This is a genomic window from Streptomyces sp. ADI95-17, from assembly GCF_003846175.1.
Lineage (GTDB): Bacteria > Actinomycetota > Actinomycetes > Streptomycetales > Streptomycetaceae > Streptomyces > Streptomyces sanglieri.
In genome coordinates, this window is the sequence record NZ_ML123044.1 from 1270776 (window position 1) to 1290161 (window position 19386).

The window sequence follows — 19386 nt, forward strand, 5'->3', positions numbered from 1 at the left end:
GGATTTCCCAACCAAGGGGGTGCGGGCCCGAAGACCGCAGGACCGGGGGCGAAACACCCACCGGGTGCCTGGCCGGTACCCCACTGACGCTTCCCGGAAGATTCCCGTACGTCCGACCCGCAAGGGGTCGACGAGTACTGTGGGACTCGCTTCCGGTCCTCCCGGCGGGAGGCGCGCAGCATTGACACTCAACCGAGCAACCTGGTCAGTGTGCCATACGGGGCCTGGGCCTGGCCAATCGGGCCGAGGATCTTACCCCGCGTGGTCGCTCGGTCAAACGCGGGCGCGCTGCGGGGGGGCCGTGCCGGGCACCGCACATCGTAATTGGGTCGAGCGCGGCAGTCCCCGCCCCTACAGTGACCGGCCGGGCAAACCGTCGTCACCAGGGGCATCGATCATGCGTACGCACTATCCACGCACCGCCCATCTGCCCTGGTCCCCCGGGGCCACCTCGGACGACGTACGGATCGCGGACCTCTCCGGGCTGACCGGCCGCGAGGTCGTCGTCACCGAGAAGCTGGACGGCGAGAACACCACGCTCTACGCCGACGGGCTCCACGCCCGCTCCCTGGACTCCGCGCACCACCCCTCGCGGGGCTGGGTGAAAGCGCTCCAGGGCCGGGTCGGGGCGCGGATCCCCGACGGATGGCGGGTGTGCGGCGAGAACGTGTTCGCGCGCCACTCGATCCCGTACGAGGAGCTGGAGTCCTTCTTCTACGGCTTCTCCGTCTGGGACGGGGAGCGCTGCCTGGACTGGGACCGGACCGTGGCGTTCCTGCGGGATCTGGGGATACCGGTGCCGCCGGTGCTGTGGCGCGGGGTGTTCGACGCCCGCGCCGAGAAGGCGCTGCGGGCGCTGAAGCCGGACACCGGGCGCCAGGAGGGTTACGTCGTACGGCCCGCCGACGGTTTCGGCGCGGCGGACTTCCGGCGGCTGGTGGCCAAGTGGGTGCGGCCCGGTCACGTACAGACCGATACGCACTGGATGCACGCCGCCGTCGTGGCGAACGGGCTCGGCCCGGCCGCCGCCCTGTGGGCCGTACGGTCCGGCGCCCCGGCCGACGCGGCGGCGCTGGCCGCCGCCACCGGGACGGGTACGGGGGACGCCGGGGCCGCCGCCGCGATGGGCGACGCCCTCGACGCGGCCGGCCGGACGGGCGAGGACCGGCTGACCGGGGTGCTGGCCGCGCTGCTGCACCGGTCCCGGCGCGCCGGGCTCGCGCCCGCGCTGGCCCCGGCGCTGGGGATGCCGCTCGCCCGCCGCGTCGCGGACCTCGTCGGACTGCACCCCGCGCTGCACCGCCCCTACCCGGACGAGGAGCGCCGCACCGGACTGGTCCGGATGTCCTTCGCCGCCGATCTGCCGCTGCTGCACGCGCTGGCCGCCACGGTGGCGGACACCGCCGAGGCGCGCGAGCAGGTGGAGTGGTCGGCGCTGCACGCGGAGGGCGTGCGCGAACCCGCCGGGCTGCGGGAGGCGTTCGCGGATCTGGAGCCGGATGCCGCCGACCGCTGTCTGGCGCAGGCCCGTGAGGCGTACGCGCTGGGCCGGGTCACCACCGCCGAGGAGGCGGTCGCCGCGACCTGGCGCCGGCGGGCCGGGGACTTCCCGCGCCTGGTCCACCTGGTCGGCCCGTCCGGCAGCGGCAAGAGCACCTTCGGGCGCGCCCTGCCCGGCGTCGACACGTATCTTTCGCTCGACGACCTGCGCTCCGCCCGGGGTTCGCGCGCCGACCAGAAGGCCAACGGGGACGTGCTGCGCGAGGGGCTAGACCGGCTGGACGCCGCGCTCGCGGCGGGTTCCACGGTCGTCTGGGACGCCACCTCGCTCAACACCCAGCAGCGCTCCCTGGTGCACGGGGTCGCCCGGCGCAGGGACGCGCTGCTCACCCATGCCGTGGCGCTGGTCGACGAGGCGGAGCTGATCCGCCGCAACGGGTGCCGCAGCCACCCCGTACCGCCCGAGGTGCTCACCTCGCAGCTGCGCAGATTCGTGCCCCCGTACCCCGGCCAGGCGCACCGCACCTGGTACATCGGCGCGAGCGGGACCGTGGAGGACAGGGCGTAGGGCCCTTCGCCCGGATCGGGCCGGACCGGGGAGCGGGGTCCGGTGCCGTGGATCGCGGGGCGGAGGAGGGAGTCATGGCTGAGCCGTGGCGAGTGACGACAAGGCCGCGAGGCGCGGCACCGGGACACGCGAGCCCGGCCTGATCCGGACGGAAGGCCCCTGAATGCGTACCAGCGAGGAGATCTACCACCGGGTCCGCTGGGACGCCCGGTTCGACCCGGCGCGCTTCGTGCTGGGCGTGGCGCAGCGCGGGACCGTGCCCAAGCGGGTGCCGCTGCCCCGCTTCACGCCCGGCGGGGACATCCCCTGGCACCGGGTGCTGTTCTTCGAGGCGGACGGCGAGGTGGTGTGGGACCGGTCCTCGGGCGTGGACCGGATCGACGCCACGGACGCCGGGCGGATACGCGCCCCGCGCCGGCTGCCGTCCCCGTACTTCATCTCCCGTACGCCGCACGCGTTCTCCGTGCCGGAGGCCGCCTGGGCTCCGGTGCCCGAGGACGCGCCTGCGCCCGCGCCGGTCGCCCCGCTGACCGTGCTGACCTGGAACACCCTCTGGGACCGCTACGACAGCGACCGCATCGACACCGCCCGGCGACGGCCGCTCCTGCTCGACGCGCTGCGCGCCGCGGACGCCGATGTGATCGCCCTCCAGGAGGCCGAACCGGCCCTGCTCGCCATGCTGCTGGCGGCGCCCTGGGTCCGCGAGGACTACACGTTCTGGGCCGATCCGGCGGGCCGTGACGTCGCCGACTGCGGTCTGCTGCTGCTCAGCCGGGTGCCGGTTCGCGAGGCGGGCCTGCACGCGCTCGGCCCGCACAAGGCGGTCGCGGCGGTCGTCGTGGACGGGCCGGACGGGCCGGTCACGGTCGCGGCGACCCATCTCAGCAGCGACCACTCGGCCGACGGCGCCGCCCGGCGCGATGCCGAACTGACCGATCTGGCAACGGGGTTGGCGGCGGTCGAGGGCGATGTGACACTGCTCGGCGACTTCAACGACGGCGGGGACACCCCGCAGGACCGGCTGGGGATGACGGACGCCTGGAGCCGGGTGCGCGGCGCGGACGACCGGACGCCCACCTTCGACCCGTCGGTCAATCCGCTGGCCGCGGTCTCGTCCCTGACCGGTCGGGTGTCCCGGCTGGACCGGGTGCTGGTCCGTCCGGAGCGGCTGCGGCCCGTCTCGGCGGTACTGCTGGGCGACGTGCCGGCGGCGGACGGGCTGTATGTCTCGGACCACTTCGGGGTGCGCGTGGAGCTGGCCGCCGGGGCGGCGGACGAGGTCCGTGCGGACGCCGCGGAGGAGGCGTGCGCGGTCGATGTCGTGCGCCGGGTGGCCGCCGCGCTGCCCGAGGGCCGTGTCCACCTGGCCGGCTCCCGGCGGATGGGCTGTGCGCTGCCCGGCGCGGACGTGGACCTGGTCGCGGCGCTGCCCGGCGAGGTGAATCCGCCCGCGGTACGGGAGCGGCTGGCCGCGGCCCTGCCGGACGCCGTGGACCTGCACGAGGTGACCGGCGCCCGCGTACCGGGGCTGCGCTTCGGCCTCGGCGGCCTGAAGGTGGACCTGGTGACCGTGGCGACGGGCGGTCTCGCCCCGGCCGGGGCGGTGGCCGGGCGCGCCGGGCTGGGCGAGGCGGCGGCCACGGCGCTCAGCGCGGTGAGCGACGCGGACGCCGTGCTCGCGGCGGCGGACCCGCACCGGGCGGCGTTCGCGGGCCTCGCCCGCGAGGTGAAGGCCTGGGCGCGGGCGCGCGGCCTGGACTCCGCGCCGTGCGGCGGGCTGCCGGGCCTCGCCTGGTCGGTGCTCGCGGCCCGTACCGCCCACGAGTCGGGCGACCTGCCTCCGCTCCCCCTGCTCAGGCACTTCTTCGCGACCTGGGCCACCTGGGACTGGGACCGCCCGGTCGGCTCCGGTGGGACCGGCGGCTCGGACGGGGATGGCGGGCCCGGTGGGGACGGCGGGCCCGGTGGGGACGGCGGGCCCGGTGGGGACGGCGGGGCCAGTAGGGCCGGTGGGGCCAGTAGGGCCGGTGGGGCCGGTGGGGCCTGCGGCTCCGGCGACCCCAGCAGCCCCAGCAGCCCCAGCAGCTCAGGCAGCCCCAACGGCTCCGGCGACCCCAGCGGCTCCGGCGGCTCCGGTGACCCCAGCAGCCCCTGCAGCCCCAGCGACCCCGACGGCACCAGCAGCCCTGGAAGCCCTGGAAGCCCCAGCAGGCTCCCCCTCACCGTCCTCACCCCGACCGCCCCCGTCCGCTCCTGCACCACCCAGGTCTCCCCCGCCGGCCGCGACCTGATCGCCGAGGAGCTCTTCCGCGCCTGGGAGATCCTGGAGTCCGTCGACGACACCGGCCCCGTACCGCGCGACCTGCTCCGCACCCCGCCGCCGCTGCGCCTGCGCCACGCCGCCTGGGCGATCGTCTCCGTGCGGCAGGGCGCCGACGAGGGACGGCTGCGCGGCCGCCTTCTGGCCCTGCTCGCCGCCCTCGCCAAGGCCGGTTCCCCGGACGCACACGCCTGGCCCCGCCCGTGCGGCAGCGACCCGACCCATGTCCAGTACGCCATCGGTCTGGGCCGCACCCCGCCCGACGGGACCCGGCTCGCGGAGATCGGCGCGGAGCTGCTGCGCGGCATCCCGGAGGCGGGGCTGCGCCGGGCGGACCGCGCCGAGGCACCGGACCTGCGGTGAGGGCGGCCGGAGCGGGCCCGCCCCGCCCGGCCTGCGAGGATCCGTCCATGAACACGAGCACCACCGCCACCTGGGCCCTGCGCCCCGCCCTGCCCGAGGACATCGAGGCCCTGGCCGAACTCCGGGCCACCGCGATGCGCCCCGACCTGGAGCGGCTCGGGCGTTACGACGAGCACCGCGTACGCCGGCGGATGCGGGACGGCTACGTACCGGGGCACACCTCGGTAGTGGTCGTGGACGGCGAGCTCGCCGGGTCCGTCACCCTGCGCCCGGTCGACAGCGGGCTGCGGCTGGAGAACTTCTGCCTCTCCCCCGCGCTCCACGGGCGCGGCATCGGCACCGCGGTGCTCCGCTCGCTGCTCGCGCGGGCCGACGAGCAGGGCGCGACCGTGCGGCTGGACGTGCTCCAGGGCAGCGCCGCCCGCGCGCTCTACGAACGGCACGGGTTCACCGAGGAGCGGCAGGATCCGATCGATGTGTTCATGGTGCGTACACCCGCGCGTTGAACCGTCCGGGTCACATCATCGGATATCCAGGCAACCCGCCTTCTTGAATCTCCGTCTATCCCCCCGCAGCAGCGGCTCGCCACCTACCGCGACCTGCATGGATTCGGTACGCAGCACAGGGCCGCCCGGCCGTCCGCTGCGGGGGAAGTGGACGGAGCACGGTGTGACGGATCGACCCGCCCTGCGCGCAGCCCGCCCGGGAATGCCGCGGCGCACCCTGCTGGCGGCGGCCGGCGCGACCGGCCTGGCGGCCCTCAGCGCCTGCACGGCGCCCTCGCCGCCCCGCCGCCGCGATCCGGCCGCGGACCCGACGCCCGGACTGCCGATAAGCACCTCGCACCCGGCCCTGATGATGCAGATCCTCGCCCACCCGGACGACGACCTGTACTTCATGAACCCGGACACCCAGCAGGCCCTCGACGCCGGAACACCGCTGGTCTGCGTCTATCTGACCGGCGGTGAGGCCACCGGCATAAACCGCATGCCGGGCCGCCCGGTGCCCGTGCCCGACAAGGCCGCGTACTCCTCCTCGCGCCACCAGGGGCTCCGCCAGGCGTACGCGACCCTGCTGGGCCTCGGCAGGTTCGCCCCGTGGCAGAAGTCCGTCATCGAGCTGCACGGCGGCCACCGCGCCGAGATCGACTCCCTCGCCAACCGCGGCCGCCGGGTCGAGCTGATCTTCATCAACACCGCCATGCACACCACGTACGGGCGTCTGGGCCTGCCCAGCCTCTGGCAGGACCGGCGGCTGGTGCTGCCGACCGTCGTCGCCGACGGCTCCCCGCTCAGGAAGGCGGGTTCGTACACCTACGACGGACTGATCGACGTACTGGCCGGACTGTTCGAGCGGTACCGGCCGAGCGTCCTGCACACCATGGACCCGGACCCCGACATCCAGCACAGCAGCGAGGCCGTCCGGCGCCGGGACAGCGAGCAGCAGGGCTACTCCGACCACCCCGACCACACCGCCGCGGCGCTGTTCACCTGGGCGTCGCTGATCCGGTGGGTGGCCCGGACCACCCGGGACGGCGGACAGGTGCCGAGCTTCGCCACCACGGCGTTCCGGGCCTACTACAACCGGCACTGGCCGAAGAACCTGCCGCCCACCGTGCTGGCCGAGAAGGCGTCGCACCTGGTGCCGTACGGCGGCTCCGCGGACTGGCGGTGCGGCAATCCGGCGGGCTGCGGGGACTACAACGTGGGCGGCGACCGGCCGCTGACCAACCGGAAGGGCTGGGTGCGCTCCACCCACTACCGCTACCCGGGCCCCCGCCCCGCCGTCGCCGCCGAACCGGACGGCCGGCTCGTCGCCTACGGGGTGCTGGGCCTGCGGGCGGTGCGGTGGCGCGAGAGCACGCCTGGCAGCGGGGCGTGGGACGCGCCGGACGACCTCGGCGGCGGACCGCTCGCACCGGTGCTCGGGAGCGCGACGCTGCCGGACGGGCGCCATCTGCTCTTCGGGCTGCGGTTCTCGGCGATCGGCGGGCACGGCGCGGACAACGAGCGCGAGATCGTCGCGCTGGAGCAGCGCTCCCCCGGCGGCCCCTTCCGCGCCTGGCAGGGGCTGGGGAACCCGGTGCACGGCCACGAAGGCGGGCGCCGGATCGGCGTCCCGGTCGCGGTCGCCGCGCCGGACGGGCGGGCGCATCTCTTCGTACGGAACGCGGAGAAGGGCGTCAGCACCCGGGTACGGGACACGGCCGGCCGGTGGAGCGGGTGGCAGGACATGGGCGGTGGCGAGATCCAGGACGGGCTGAGTGCCGTGGTGGACGCCGAGGGGTGCGTCCATGTCCACGCGGCGGGCCGGTTCGCGGTGCACCACTGGACGCAGGACGCGCCCGGCGAGGCGCTGACCGCCCGCACCCAGATCTCCGGGGTGCCGGTGCCCGGGGACGGACCGGCCGCGCTGCCCGGGGCGGACGGCACCGTCGAGCTGTTCTACCGGGCGGCGGCGAAGGCCGCCGTGACGACCGTACGGACCGGGGAGACGGCCGACGAGACCGGTATCGACGGATACGGGCGGCTGACCGGGGGCCGGGCGGGCCTGGACGGGTACGGACCGGTGGCCGCCGGCGGGTCGCCCGGCGCCCCGGTGCTGCTCGGCCGCACCGCCTCGGGCCTCCTCCAGCTCCGTACGCCCCGAGGACACTTCGTACGGCGGCGCGGGCCGGTGGCGCTGGACGGGCCGGCCCTGCACGTCGGGAAGGACGGACGGCCGACGGTGGTGGCGATGGGCCCGGACGCCCGGCCCTGGATCTGGCGCCCCTGAACGGTCCCTCTCTCCCCCGCACATGAAGAAGGGCCCCGGTCCACCGCTCGCGCGGCGGGCCGGGGCCCTTCTCGGTGCTCTGTGCGGAGCAACCAGGTCAGACAGTCAGGTAATTACTTGACGATCTTGGTGACCTGGCCGGCGCCCACGGTCCGGCCACCCTCACGGATGGCGAACTTCAGGCCCTCTTCCATGGCGACGGGCTGGATCAGCGAGACGCTCATGACGGTGTTGTCGCCCGGCATGACCATCTCGGTGCCCTCGGGAAGGGTCACAACGCCCGTCACGTCCGTGGTACGGAAGTAGAACTGCGGGCGGTAGTTGTTGAAGAACGGGGTGTGACGGCCACCCTCGTCCTTCGACAGGATGTAGGCCTGGGCCTCGAACTCGGTGTGCGGCGTGACCGAACCGGGCTTGATGATGACCTGGCCGCGCTCGACGTCCTCGCGCTTGATGCCACGGAGGAGCAGACCGACGTTCTCACCGGCCTGGCCCTCGTCGAGCAGCTTGCGGAACATCTCGATGCCGGTGACCGTGGTGGTGGTCTTCTCCTGCTTGATACCGACGATGTCGACGGTCTCGTTGACCTTCAGGATACCGCGCTCGATACGACCGGTGACGACGGTGCCACGACCGGTGATCGTGAAGACGTCCTCGATCGGCATCAGGAACGGCTTGTCGACGTCACGCTCGGGCTGCGGGATGTTCTCGTCGACGGCCTTCATCAGGTCGAGGACGGTCTGGCCCCACTCCTTGTCGCCCTCAAGAGCCTTGAGCGCCGAGACCTTGACGACCGGAAGGTCGTCGCCCGGGAACTCGTACTCGGAGAGGAGCTCACGGACCTCGAGCTCGACGAGCTCCAGGATCTCCTCGTCGTCCACCATGTCGGCCTTGTTCAGGGCGACGACGATGTACGGAACGCCGACCTGGCGGGCCAGGAGCACGTGCTCCTTGGTCTGCGGCATCGGGCCGTCGGTGGCGGCGACCACGAGGATGGCGCCGTCCATCTGCGCGGCACCCGTGATCATGTTCTTGATGTAGTCCGCGTGACCCGGGCAGTCGACGTGCGCGTAGTGACGCGACTCCGTCTGGTACTCGACGTGCGCGATCGAGATCGTGATACCGCGCTGGCGCTCCTCGGGAGCCTTGTCGATCTGGTCGAAGGCCGAGGCCTCGTTCAGGTCCGGGTACGCGTCGTGCAGCACCTTGGTAATGGCGGCCGTGAGGGTCGTCTTACCGTGGTCAATGTGACCGATGGTGCCGATGTTGACGTGCGGCTTAGTCCGCTCGAACTTCGCCTTCGCCACTGGGTCCTCCTGTGGAGTGGTTCTGTACGCCTTGCTTCATCGGCGCCAGGTGATCTTTGCTGGGATGCCGGTGCCGGGGGCATTCACCGCAGAACTTCCGCTCTGCGACGAATGCCCCACCAGGCTCCGGTGACAAGCCTAAAGCGTGAGCTCGGGAGAGTTACTCGCCCTTGGCCTTCGCGATGATCTCCTCGGCGACGTTCCGCGGAACCTCGGCGTAGGAGTCGAACTGCATCGAGTAGCTTGCGCGACCCGAGGTCTTGCTGCGGAGGTCTCCGACGTAGCCGAACATCTCCGAGAGGGGCACGAGGCCCTTCACGACGCGAGCGCCGCTGCGCTCCTCCATGGCCTGGATCTGGCCACGGCGGGAGTTGAGGTCGCCGATGACATCGCCCATGTAGTCCTCGGGCGTGGTGACCTCGACGGCCATCATCGGCTCCAGGAGCACGGGGGACGCCTTGCGAGCACCCTCCTTGAACGCCTGCGAACCGGCGATCTTGAAGGCGAGCTCGGAGGAGTCGACCTCGTGGTAACCACCGTCGAGAAGGGTGACGCGGACGCCGACCATCTCGTAGCCGGCCAGGATGCCGAACTGCATGGCTTCCTGGGCACCCGCGTCCACCGAGGGGATGTACTCACGGGGGATGCGGCCACCGGTGACCTTGTTGACGAACTCGTAGGACGCGTCGCCACCCTCGATGGGCTCAAGGGCGATCTGCACCTTCGCGAACTGGCCGGTACCACCAGTCTGCTTCTTGTGCGTGTAGTCGATGCGCTCGACGGCCTTGCGGATCGTCTCGCGGTACGCGACCTGCGGCTTGCCGACGTTCGCCTCGACGCGGAATTCGCGCTTCATGCGGTCGACGAGCACTTCGAGGTGAAGCTCGCCCATACCACCGATGATGGTCTGGCCGGTCTCCTCGTCGGAGTGCACCTGGAAGGACGGGTCCTCCTCGGAGAGGCGCTGGATGGCGACACCCAGCTTCTCCTGGTCACCCTTGGACTTGGGCTCGATGGCGACCTGAATGACCGGCGCCGGGAAGTCCATGGACTCCAGGATGACCGGGTTCTTGTCGTCACACAGCGTCTCACCGGTGGTGGTCTGCTTCAGGCCCATGACGGCGATGATGTCGCCGGCGCCCACCGACGCGATCTCCTCACGCTTGTTCGCGTGCATGCGGTAGATCTTGCCGATGCGCTCCTTCTTGCCCTTGACCGAGTTCAGCACCGCGGTGCCGGCCTCGAGGCGACCGGAGTAGATCCGGACGAAGGTGAGCTTGCCGAGGTGCGGGTCGCTGGCAATCTTGAACGCCAGGCCGGAGAACGGCTCGTCGTCCGAGGGCTTGCGCTTGATGACCTTCTCGGGGTCCTTGACGTCGTGGCCCTCGATGGCCTCGACGTCCAGGGGGGAAGGCAGGTAGCGGACGACCGCGTCGAGCAGGGGCTGGACGCCCTTGTTCTTGAACGCCGTGCCACAGAACACCGGGGTGACGGTGACGGAGTCGGCACTGCCCTTCGATGCGAGGGTGATCCGGCGGATCGCCTCGTGCAGCTGCTCCTGGGTGGGCTCGACGCCCTCCAGGTACAGCTCCATCATCTCGTCGTCGTTCTCGGAGACGGCCTCAAGGAGCTTGCCGCGCCATTCCTGGGCAGCCTCCTTGAGGTTGTCCGGGATCTCGACGGTGTCGTACATCTCGCCCTTGACGGCCTCTTCGGGGTACACGAAGGCCTTCATCGACACGAGGTCGACGACGCCTCGGAAGTCGGCCTCCGCACCGATGGGGAGCTGCATGACGATCGGGACCGCGCCGAGGCGCTGGACGATCATGTCGACACAACGGAGGAAGTCGGCACCGGTGCGGTCGAGCTTGTTGACGAAGCAGATACGCGGCACGCCGTAGCGGTCCGCCTGACGCCAGACGGTCTCGGACTGCGGCTCGACGCCGGCCACACCGTCGAACACGGTGACAGCACCGTCGAGGACGCGGAGCGAACGCTCCACCTCGACGGTGAAGTCGACGTGACCGGGGGTGTCGATGATGTTGATGGTGTGGTCAACATCATTGAGCGGCCAGTGGCAGGTCGTCGCGGCGGACGTGATCGTGATGCCGCGCTCCTGCTCCTGCTCCATCCAGTCCATCGTGGCAGCGCCGTCGTGGACTTCACCGATCTTGTACGAGACGCCGGTGTAGAACAGGATCCGCTCAGTGGTGGTCGTCTTGCCCGCGTCGATGTGGGCCATGATCCCGATGTTGCGGACCTTGGCCAGGTCAAGCGAAGTGGTGGCCATAAGGCTCAATCTTCTCTCGGTCTCGATGTGGGTAGCGACTACCAGCGGTAGTGCGCGAAGGCCTTGTTGGACTCGGCCATCTTGTGGGTGTCCTCACGCTTCTTGACAGCAGCGCCAAGACCGTTGGAGGCGTCGAGCAGCTCGTTCATGAGGCGCTCGGTCATGGTCTTCTCACGGCGGGCGCGGGAGTAACCCACGAGCCAGCGCAGTGCGAGGGTGGAGGCGCGACCGGGCTTGACCTCGATCGGCACCTGGTAGGTGGCGCCACCGACACGGCGGGACTTGACCTCAAGCGAGGGCTTGACGTTCTCAAGCGCGCGCTTCAGCGTGATGACCGGGTCGTTGCCGGTCTTCTCGCGGAGGCCCTCCATGGCGCCGTACACGATTCGCTCGGCGGTGGAGCGCTTGCCGTCCAGCAGGATCTTGTTGATCAGCGAGGTGACAAGAGGAGAGCTGTAGACCGGGTCGATGATGACCGGGCGCTTCGGGGCGGGGCCCTTACGAGGCATTCTTACTTCTCCTTCTTGGCGCCGTAGCGGCTGCGGGCCTGCTTGCGGTTCTTGACACCCTGGGTGTCGAGCGAGCCGCGGATGATCTTGTAACGAACACCCGGCAGGTCCTTCACACGGCCACCACGCACGAGCACGATGGAGTGCTCCTGCAGGTTGTGTCCCTCACCCGGGATGTAGGCCGTGACCTCGATGCCGGAGGTCAGACGCACACGCGCGACCTTACGGAGGGCCGAGTTCGGCTTCTTCGGGGTGGTCGTGAACACACGCGTGCAGACGCCGCGGCGCTGGGGCGAACCCTCGAGCGCGGGCGTCTTGTTCTTCTCGACCTTGTCCTGCCGGCCCTTCCGGACCAGCTGCTGGATCGTAGGCACTACTTCTCCGGTTTCTGTGTGCCGTTCGTGAAACTAACCTGGAACGTCACCGACCCACGCGGTCGGGTGTGTCGAATACTGCAGGCTTCTGCCGCAAGGCAGAAGGAGCGCAGATTGCGGTAGCCACTGACGGACTCGCCATGCGGTTGAGGACACGCACACGAGCCCAGGCACACCCCAGGCACAAGGTCTGAGCGTACCTACCTCGTCGACTCCGGTCAAAACAAATGCCACCGGCCGCGACACGCCGGACTTCCGTAGCTCATGGCCGACGGGATCGAGACAGCCGGCCGCGGGCGCTCGGCAGGAAAACGACCTTGCCGGTGCGGCCGTACGCATTCTCAGTACATTGAACCGCGCGGCGGACGATCGGGGGACGGTATGGCGGCGTACGTGGCCGACGGCGACGGCCTCGACGACCGGGTGCCCTTCCTCGCCCGCCTGGAGCGGGAGGACCGGGTGTCTCTGCTCGGACTGGGCCGTGAGCTGAGTTTCGCCTCTCGGGCGCCTCTGCTCAGACAGGACGAGCCGTCCTCGTACATCCTGTTGATCATCAATGGATGGACGAAGGTCACCACATCCGCGCCGAACGGCTACGAAGCTCTGCACGCCCTGCGCGGCCCCGGTGACATCGTGGGCGAATCCGCCTCGCTGACCGGCCGGCCGCGCTCGGCCACGGTGACCGCGCTCTCCCCCGTTCGGGCCGTGGTCGTGCCGCACGAGAAGTTCCGCGCGTTCGTGACCGGCTCCGCCGAGATCTCCCTCACCCTCCTGGCGCTGACCGCCGACCGCACGCGCGCCGCGGACCGGCGCAGTCTTGAGTTCGCGGCGATGACGGTACGGGAGCGCTTCGCCGTCCTGTTGCTGGATCTGGCACACACCCATGGCGTCCGCACGGACGAAGGCATCGAACTCGACATACCGCTCAGCAAGCAGGAGTTGGCCGGGGCGGTCGGCGCGTCCAGGGAAATGGTCCAGCGGCTGCTGAAGGACCTGCGAGCACGAGGCATCGTGCTGACGGGGCGGCGGGCGATGGTGATCGTGCGTCCGGACTCGCTCCGCCGAATCGCCCGGGCCCAGGACTCCGTTCGACCGCCCGTCGGCCATGAAGCCCCGCAGACCCCGCAGAACGGCCCCCGCACACTCCGGTGAGGGAACGCGTCCCCGCCCGGCACTGTGCACACGGTCACAGTGCGAGTGAGTCATCCGTCCTCACCACCGCAGTCCCATCGGCCCCACGCTCGTGTCTTCGACCCCGGAGACCCGAGCGAGAGGCACCCGATGAACGACCCCGTGAACAGCACGATCCTGCTGCTCGACATCGAGAAGTACAGCGAGCGGGACGATGTCGAGCAGGCGTATCTGCGCCGCATGCTCTACGACCTCACCGACCGGGCACTGCTGGCCGCCGGGATCGAGGAGACCCGGCGCAGGCGGGCGGACCGTGGCGACTCCGTCATGGAGCTGATCGACGCCAACTGCTCGGTGATCTCACTGCTGCGCGCTCTGCTGACCGAGGTACCGGCCCAGTTGCACAGCCGGAACCGGCGCGCCTCCGCCTCGGCCCGGATGCGGCTGCGCGGAGTGGTCGCCTCGGGGTACGTCGCCGTGGACGGGCTCGACGGCTGGGTCGGCAGCGACCTCAACCACGCGTGCAGGCTGCTGGACGCGGAGGTGCTGAGGAACGCGCTGCGAGAGAGCGCGGACGACTTCGCGCTGTGTGTGTCCGACCAGGTCTACCGGGGGATCGTGCAGCACAGCCACACCGGCGTGCCGGCCGAGGTGTTCCGCTCCGTCACGGTGGACAGCAAGAACGGCCCGCTCCCGGCGTGGCTGCACGGCCCGGCTCCGGCTGAGCACCCGCGTCCCGCGAGCGGGCGGACGGACACCGCACCGGCCGGCCGCAACACTCTTCCCGCCCCACAGGCACCGGCTTTCGACTTCGGCGGTGCCACGGTCACCGGAGGTGTCTTCGGCGGGACCAACCACGGCATCGGCGGCGGCACCTTCTCCGGGGACATCCATCTCGGCAACGGCGGCGGGGAAGACCGCCGATGAGCGTCGAGGAGCAGCCGCACCGCCCCCAGCCGACGGCAGGGGGCGACCAGGTCCCTGAGACCCAGGACGACCATCAGGGCGACGGGGAGGCGGCCGAGGCGACCGACCACCCGCAGCCCGCCTGGGCGGCCCGGCGGGACCTGGTGAACCACACCCCCCGGACCATGGGATTCGGGGACGGCAGCCAGGTCGACGGAGGCGTCTTCGGCGGGATCAACCACGGCATCGGCGGCGGCACCTTCTCCGGGGACATCCATCTCGGCAAGACAGAGATCATCTACCAGTTCGGCACGTCCTCCTCGCTCCATGCGTCGGGCGAGATCGCCCGGTCCACGCTGGAGGAGCTGTCGGCCCGCTTCGTGCCCGCGTGCACCGACTTCGAGGCGCTGGTCGACCGGCTTCGTGAGGAGCACGTCCTCGTGCTCTCGGGTCCGTACTACGCGGGCCGGCGCACGGCCGCGCTGGTGCTGCTGCACCGGGTCGGCGCCCATCCGGTCCGGGCGATCAGCCGGGACACCACCCCCGGACAGCTCACGGCCGGCCTCGGCGGCGGCGAGGCGCGGGGCGGGCGAACCGGTCATGTCCTCTGCGATCTGATCACCGAGCCCGGCCGGCCGCTGCGCGAGGCGGACCTGCTGGCCGCCCGCAAGGAGCTGGACGAGAACGCGTATCTGGTGATCACCGTGGGGCCGACGGCACTGCTGGAGGACGTACCGGTGGTGAGCTGGCAGGCGCCCCTGCCGGGAGACGTCCTCACCGCGCACCTGGGCATGTTGGTGACCGAGGACGACGCGGCCGAGCTGCTGTCCCTGCCTGCCGTGACCGCATTCCTCGAACGCAGCCACCAGCCGCGTGAGGTCGCCGGTTTCGCCCGGATTCTCGCAAGGTACGCGGCCGGGGAGGTCGACGCCGCAGGACTCCGGGACTTCTCCCTGGCCACGTTGCAGGACCAGGTCCAGGAGTGGTTCGAGGACGACGGAACCGTGCTGCATCTGCGGGAGAAAGCCTTCCTGGTCGCCCTGGCCGCCTTCGACGAGGGACCGTACGCCCTCACGGCGGAGCTGAGTGACCTGCTCTATGCCTTTCTCCAGGAGACCGAGAACGGGACACGGTTCCCCAAGGTCCCGGTCTTCGGCACCCACATCGGCAAACGGCTCCAGTTGGCGCGCGCCCGTCGGTTCGAGGACGAGGAGGCCACCGAGTGGGGTCCGGTCCGACAGGTGAAGGCCGCCTTTCTGGACGAACGGGCCTCGCTCGTGCTGCTGCGCGAGATGTGGACCGGGCATCCTTCGGCACGGCCCGCGCTCGTACGCTGGCTGCGACAGCTGGCAGAGGACGGACGACCGTTCGTCCGCACCCGCGCCGCCTCCACCGTCGCCGTCCTCGCCCACACCGATCTGCCGTCCGCCATGGCGCTGATCATCGAGCCATGGGCTTCCTCCAGCCTGTACAGACACCGCCTCGTCGCCGTCAACGCGCTCACGCTCACCCACTTCCTGGGCACCCCCAACGTGCCGCGCATTCTCGACGCCTGGTGCGAGAGTGACGAGTCGGCGCTGCGCTGGGTGGCCATCCGCGCCCACGGCCTGATGGGGCCGGAGCGCCCCTCCGAAGCCCTGGCGGCGCTGCGCGCGGCGGCCCGGCACCAGGCTGAGCAGTCGGACCCGGACGAGGATCTGCCGGGGCAGCTGGCCGAGGCGGTGGAGCTGTTGCTGCTTTCGCCGGCCGACGACGACGTACTCGCCGAGCTGCTCAGGACGCTGCACGACGACCGTCCGGCAACGGAACTCGCACTCGGTGGCTTCCTCAGTGCCTGCCGCCGGACCGAGCAGGACGAACGCCACGGGCAGCCGCTCGTACTCTCCTGGTTCGCACGGGCATCGGCCGCGCGAACACCGGCCGCCACCGGCATCGGTGAGCTGTGGCGCACTGCTCTGGGCAGTCGTGGCCACACCCGGGACGCCCTCGAAGTACTGCGCCGCTGGGTGCTGTCGGCCGACCACGACACCGCTACGGAGTGGGCACTCGCCGCGCTGCTGCCCTCGCTCGTCACCACCTCGTCGGAGTGCCGGCGGATCGGCCATCTTCTGCGGACCATGCCCGGCGAGGACGGCACCGATCCCCCGCCCGTGGCAGGCCGGCTGCTGGCCGTCCTGCCGCACCTCCGATGAGCACCACCTCACCCCCAGCCACAGGAGAGTGCCTCATGCCCGACTTCCGCCGACCACCGGAATGGGACCAGCAGGCCGACCGCGGATCGCGGTTGACCGACCCGGTGGTCACGGTCCGGCAGCTGTCCCGCTTCGGATTCGCCCGCCGGCCGCTCACCCGCATCGATCACGCCCTGGTCTTCTCGGCCCCGGACGGCTGCTACGACACCTATCTCCCACCGGTCCGCCCCACCCGGGCCGGGGCGGCCGCGAAGCGTTACACCTCGGTGTACGAGGTCGACATGGGCGTCCATCGCGTGCGCGAGGAGTTCGGCCTGCCCAGCGACGACGACGCCTTCGAGTTCGCGGTGACTGTCGAGCTGTCGTGGCAGGTCGTCGATCCCGCACGGTTCGTGGCGAGCCGGCACCGCGACGTGCCGCGGCTGCTGATCGGTGAGCTGGAGCAGGCAGCCCGCCCCGTCGCCCGCGGCTACCCCGTCTCCCGGAGCGCGGACGCGGAGCAGGCGCTGCTGCGGGAGGTACCCGCGCAGGGTGCGCTCGGCACCCGGGCGGGGCTCGCGGTGACCTGGACCGTCCGGATGCGTGGGGATCTCGGAGTCATCGACCATGTGCGGCGGATGAGGTCCATCGACCACGCGGCCACCGAGCAGATCCACACCGAGCAGCGCGGCAGGGAGCACGACGCCGCGATCGACCGACGCGTCAGGGAACAGGACGCACTGCAGTGGGGGCGTTCGGCCGAATTCGAGGAACAGCAGCATGAACTGAGGCTGCGGCAGCAGAAGTGGCAACACGCGGAGGCGGTCGACCGGACCCGCCGGCAGATGGAGCTGCAGCAGGTGAACGCGGAAAAGATCGCCTTCTACGAAAAGCACCTGGAACAGGGCGGGGTCCGTGCGTGGGCACTCCATCTGGCCGACCGTCCGCAGGACACCGGGCTCGTGGTGAACAGCCTGCGTCAGGACCAACTGCACATGATCAAGGCGCAGATGGAACTGGCAGGCGAATTGCTGAATGGCGACAGCGCGGAGAGCTACGAGCTGGAGGCGCCGAAGAAGAGAGCCCTCCAGGCCTTGATCGACGTACTGAACCAACACCTGCCCGGGGTCACCGCGCAGAGCACGGCCGCGGGTCGGCTGACAGTGTCGATGCCGGGGGCGGTCATGCAGGACACACCCGTGCCGGGCCCCGACCGGACCGGCGTCGACACCGCGGACGGTGGGGGCGCGGCCCCGATCGACGCGACACCGTTGCGCAAGGCCGATGCTGAGACGGACTCCTCCTTGAGCGCCTTCCCCGGCTGGCAGCCGCCACCGGGCTATGGCAGTGCTCCCCTGCGGGAAGCAGGCACGGCCGGGGCCGTGAACGCGCCGAGAACCGTGGGCACGGCCAGGAACACGGAAGCGGCCGAAGAACCGGACAAGGAGGGCCACCGCACATGACCGTCATCCCACCGGCCACGGACAGCGACGCCGGAGCGCGGCTCCTGCTCGATCTGCGGTCCGAGATCGCACGGGCCGACAGCAAGGCGTCCGTACTGGTTGCCGCACTCGGCATGACCGCAGGTGTGATCAGTGGCTGGCTTGCGGGCAGCGAGTGGCGACCGAGCCTGCTTTCCGACCCTGCCACAGCACTGTGGTGGACGGGCGCCGGAGGGCTGACAGTCGCGCTGCTCTCCATGCTGATGGCCGTGCTCCCGCGCTACCGCGCCAGTACCTGGTCCCCCGGGGCCCCACTCACCTACTTCGCGGACATCCGGCGCGCCGCCCGTCAGCACCGGTTGGCGGAAGCGCTCGACGCCACCGAGAGCGCCCCGGCCGCCGCGCTCGTCACAGCCCTGGTCGAAACCAGCCGGATCGCCGTGCGAAAGCACCAGTGGATACGTGTGGGGCTGCTCGCCTATTCCGTGGGTGCGGTCCTGCTGCCCGCCTCGCTGCTCCTCGGCTGATGCTCCTCACGCAAAGGACGATCATGAATCGATCAGCGCCTCAACCCCCGGACCCGGGCGACGGGCCCGTGCCGGTGGACGGAGATCCCGGGCGGTTCCCTCCGGGCAGCGGGACCGTACCTCCCACGGGTCCGGGCCCGGTCCCGGCCCCAGCCGCCCCGCCCCCGCTCGACGACCTGGTCTACGAGCACGGGCCGGGCCGGCGCGTGTACTACGCCGCGCGCCAACGGCGCGTGGATGTCACCGCACTCGGAAAGCTCGTGCTGGCGCTGCCCACCTTCCTGATGAGCACGTTGATGGTGCTGCTCGTGGGCGCGGTCCTGGACGGCTCTCTCGGGCTTCCGTTCTGGATACCGACCGCGCTCTGGCTGGTGTCCGGGGCTCTGGCCTTCCACCGGCCCACGGAGGATCTGCTCGCCCGCTACCTGCTCGGGCTCCGGCGCCCGATGCCCCCGGAGGCCGCACGGCTGGAGCCCGTCTGGCGGGAGGTGACGGCCGTCGCCGGGGTCGACGGAGCGGTGTATCAGCTCTGGGTCGAGGAGAGCGACGACCTCAACGCCTACGCCGCCGCGGGTCACATCGTGGGGGTCACCCGGTTCGCACTGGAACAACTGCCGAGTGGGCAGCTGGCCGCGGTACTCGCCCACGAACTCGGACACCACGCCGGCGGTCATGCGTGGTCGTCGCTGCTGAGCCACTGGTACGGGCTGCCCGGCCGGACAGCCTGGCGCGCCCTCCGGGTGGTTGCCCGCTCCGTCGTCACGCCGGCCCGGTGTGCCGTCTACCTCTCCACAGGTGTCCTGCTGCTGGCGGTCGGCGGACTTGGCTCCACCGCGGCCGCGATCCTGTACGGGCTTCCGCTGCTTCTCGTACTTCCGTATCTGTCGGCAGCGGTGGGACGCCGTGCCGAACTGCGTGCCGATCGCCACGCCGCCCAGCTCGGATTCGCACCGAATCTGGCCGAGGTGTTCCAGACCATGCATGCGAACAGGGCTCAGTCCCGGCGCAGGACATTCGCTGTCGGTGGAGAGCGGACACAGCGGGAGCCGGGATCGGCACACGCACGGTTGCTCTCGACCCACCCCGACTTCCCGACCCGGCTGCATCACCTGCGGGGCTATCTGTAGGAGCGGCCGCCCGCACGGCACGCCGGCGGAAAACGCCGGAGGGCGGCCACCCCGTACGAAACGGGGTGACCGCCCT

At 71.1% G+C, this 19386-nt stretch carries 14 protein-coding genes; 10 read left to right on the top strand and 4 right to left on the bottom strand.

Annotated features, from left to right (window positions below):
* Positions 1 to 397 precede the first annotated feature (397 nt).
* The 4 genes from EES42_RS05640 (at position 398) to EES42_RS05655 (ending at position 7526) form a co-directional block, all read left to right on the top strand.
* Positions 398 to 2068, top strand: a complete 1671-nt coding sequence (locus tag EES42_RS05640; RefSeq protein WP_124716939.1) for an RNA ligase family protein — start codon at positions 398 to 400, stop codon at positions 2066 to 2068.
* Between the two features lie 163 nt (positions 2069 to 2231).
* A complete protein-coding gene (locus tag EES42_RS05645; RefSeq protein ID WP_124716940.1) occupies positions 2232 to 4751 on the top strand; it encodes a poly(A) polymerase in 2520 nt (839 codons plus the stop codon).
* 47 nt (positions 4752 to 4798) lie between these two features.
* Positions 4799 to 5257 carry a GNAT family N-acetyltransferase gene (locus EES42_RS05650; protein ID WP_124716941.1) on the top strand — a complete coding sequence of 153 codons (459 nt, stop codon included), beginning with the start codon at positions 4799 to 4801 and terminating at the stop codon, positions 5255 to 5257.
* 202 nt (positions 5258 to 5459) lie between these two features.
* Complete coding sequence (locus EES42_RS05655) at positions 5460 to 7526, top strand: PIG-L family deacetylase (RefSeq protein WP_124717431.1); 2067 nt, start codon at positions 5460 to 5462, stop codon at positions 7524 to 7526.
* Positions 7527 to 7639: 113 nt separating this feature from the next.
* Here the strand turns inward: EES42_RS05655 and tuf are convergent, their stop codons facing one another.
* From tuf to rpsL, 4 genes are all read right to left on the bottom strand, one after another.
* On the bottom strand, positions 7640 to 8833 hold the full coding sequence (tuf, locus tag EES42_RS05660) for an elongation factor Tu (RefSeq protein WP_072485548.1): 1194 nt from the start codon (positions 8831 to 8833) through the stop codon (positions 7640 to 7642).
* Positions 8834 to 8993: 160 nt separating this feature from the next.
* The gene (fusA, locus tag EES42_RS05665) at positions 8994 to 11123 is read right to left on the bottom strand and encodes an elongation factor G (protein WP_124716942.1); all 2130 of its coding nucleotides are present in this window, start codon (positions 11121 to 11123) and stop codon (positions 8994 to 8996) included.
* Between the two features lie 38 nt (positions 11124 to 11161).
* A complete protein-coding gene (rpsG, locus tag EES42_RS05670; RefSeq protein WP_007445917.1) occupies positions 11162 to 11632 on the bottom strand; it encodes a 30S ribosomal protein S7 in 471 nt (156 codons plus the stop codon).
* Positions 11633 to 11634: 2 nt separating this feature from the next.
* The gene (rpsL, locus tag EES42_RS05675) at positions 11635 to 12006 is read right to left on the bottom strand and encodes a 30S ribosomal protein S12 (protein WP_003948652.1); all 372 of its coding nucleotides are present in this window, start codon (positions 12004 to 12006) and stop codon (positions 11635 to 11637) included.
* A 381-nt stretch (positions 12007 to 12387) separates the two neighbouring features.
* On the opposite strand from rpsL, the gene EES42_RS05680 reads away from it, so the two are divergent.
* From EES42_RS05680 to EES42_RS05705, 6 genes are all read left to right on the top strand, one after another.
* Entirely contained in the window at positions 12388 to 13158 is a 771-nt protein-coding gene (locus tag EES42_RS05680) for a Crp/Fnr family transcriptional regulator (protein WP_124716943.1), read from the top strand.
* A gap of 129 nt (positions 13159 to 13287) precedes the next feature.
* Entirely contained in the window at positions 13288 to 14064 is a 777-nt protein-coding gene (locus EES42_RS05685; protein ID WP_124716944.1) for a hypothetical protein, read from the top strand.
* A complete protein-coding gene (locus EES42_RS05690; RefSeq protein WP_124716945.1) occupies positions 14061 to 16235 on the top strand; it encodes a hypothetical protein in 2175 nt (724 codons plus the stop codon). The genes EES42_RS05685 and EES42_RS05690 overlap by 4 nt, the downstream gene beginning before the upstream one ends.
* Before the next feature lie 35 nt (positions 16236 to 16270).
* Positions 16271 to 17677: a hypothetical protein gene (locus EES42_RS05695; protein ID WP_124716946.1), complete on the top strand. Its 1407-nt coding sequence runs from the start codon at positions 16271 to 16273 to the stop codon at positions 17675 to 17677.
* Positions 17674 to 18183 carry a Pycsar system effector family protein gene (locus EES42_RS05700; RefSeq protein ID WP_124716947.1) on the top strand — a complete coding sequence of 170 codons (510 nt, stop codon included), beginning with the start codon at positions 17674 to 17676 and terminating at the stop codon, positions 18181 to 18183. Before EES42_RS05695 ends, EES42_RS05700 begins: the two co-directional genes overlap by 4 nt.
* A gap of 23 nt (positions 18184 to 18206) precedes the next feature.
* Entirely contained in the window at positions 18207 to 19310 is a 1104-nt protein-coding gene (locus EES42_RS05705; RefSeq protein WP_124716948.1) for a M48 family metalloprotease, read from the top strand.
* The last annotated feature ends 76 nt before the right edge of the window (positions 19311 to 19386 follow it).

Coding starts and splice junctions, on each gene's coding strand:
- EES42_RS05640 (WP_124716939.1), top strand. CDS start 398: ATGCGTACGCACTATCCACGCACCGCCCATCTGCCCTGGTCCCCCGGG.
- EES42_RS05645 (WP_124716940.1), top strand. CDS start 2,232: ATGCGTACCAGCGAGGAGATCTACCACCGGGTCCGCTGGGACGCCCGG.
- EES42_RS05650 (WP_124716941.1), top strand. CDS start 4,799: ATGAACACGAGCACCACCGCCACCTGGGCCCTGCGCCCCGCCCTGCCC.
- EES42_RS05655 (WP_124717431.1), top strand. CDS start 5,460: ATGCCGCGGCGCACCCTGCTGGCGGCGGCCGGCGCGACCGGCCTGGCG.
- fusA (WP_124716942.1), bottom strand. CDS start 11,123: ATGGCCACCACTTCGCTTGACCTGGCCAAGGTCCGCAACATCGGGATC.
- rpsG (WP_007445917.1), bottom strand. CDS start 11,632: ATGCCTCGTAAGGGCCCCGCCCCGAAGCGCCCGGTCATCATCGACCCG.
- EES42_RS05680 (WP_124716943.1), top strand. CDS start 12,388: ATGGCGGCGTACGTGGCCGACGGCGACGGCCTCGACGACCGGGTGCCC.
- EES42_RS05685 (WP_124716944.1), top strand. CDS start 13,288: ATGAACGACCCCGTGAACAGCACGATCCTGCTGCTCGACATCGAGAAG.
- EES42_RS05690 (WP_124716945.1), top strand. CDS start 14,061: ATGAGCGTCGAGGAGCAGCCGCACCGCCCCCAGCCGACGGCAGGGGGC.
- EES42_RS05695 (WP_124716946.1), top strand. CDS start 16,271: ATGCCCGACTTCCGCCGACCACCGGAATGGGACCAGCAGGCCGACCGC.
- EES42_RS05700 (WP_124716947.1), top strand. CDS start 17,674: ATGACCGTCATCCCACCGGCCACGGACAGCGACGCCGGAGCGCGGCTC.
- EES42_RS05705 (WP_124716948.1), top strand. CDS start 18,207: ATGAATCGATCAGCGCCTCAACCCCCGGACCCGGGCGACGGGCCCGTG.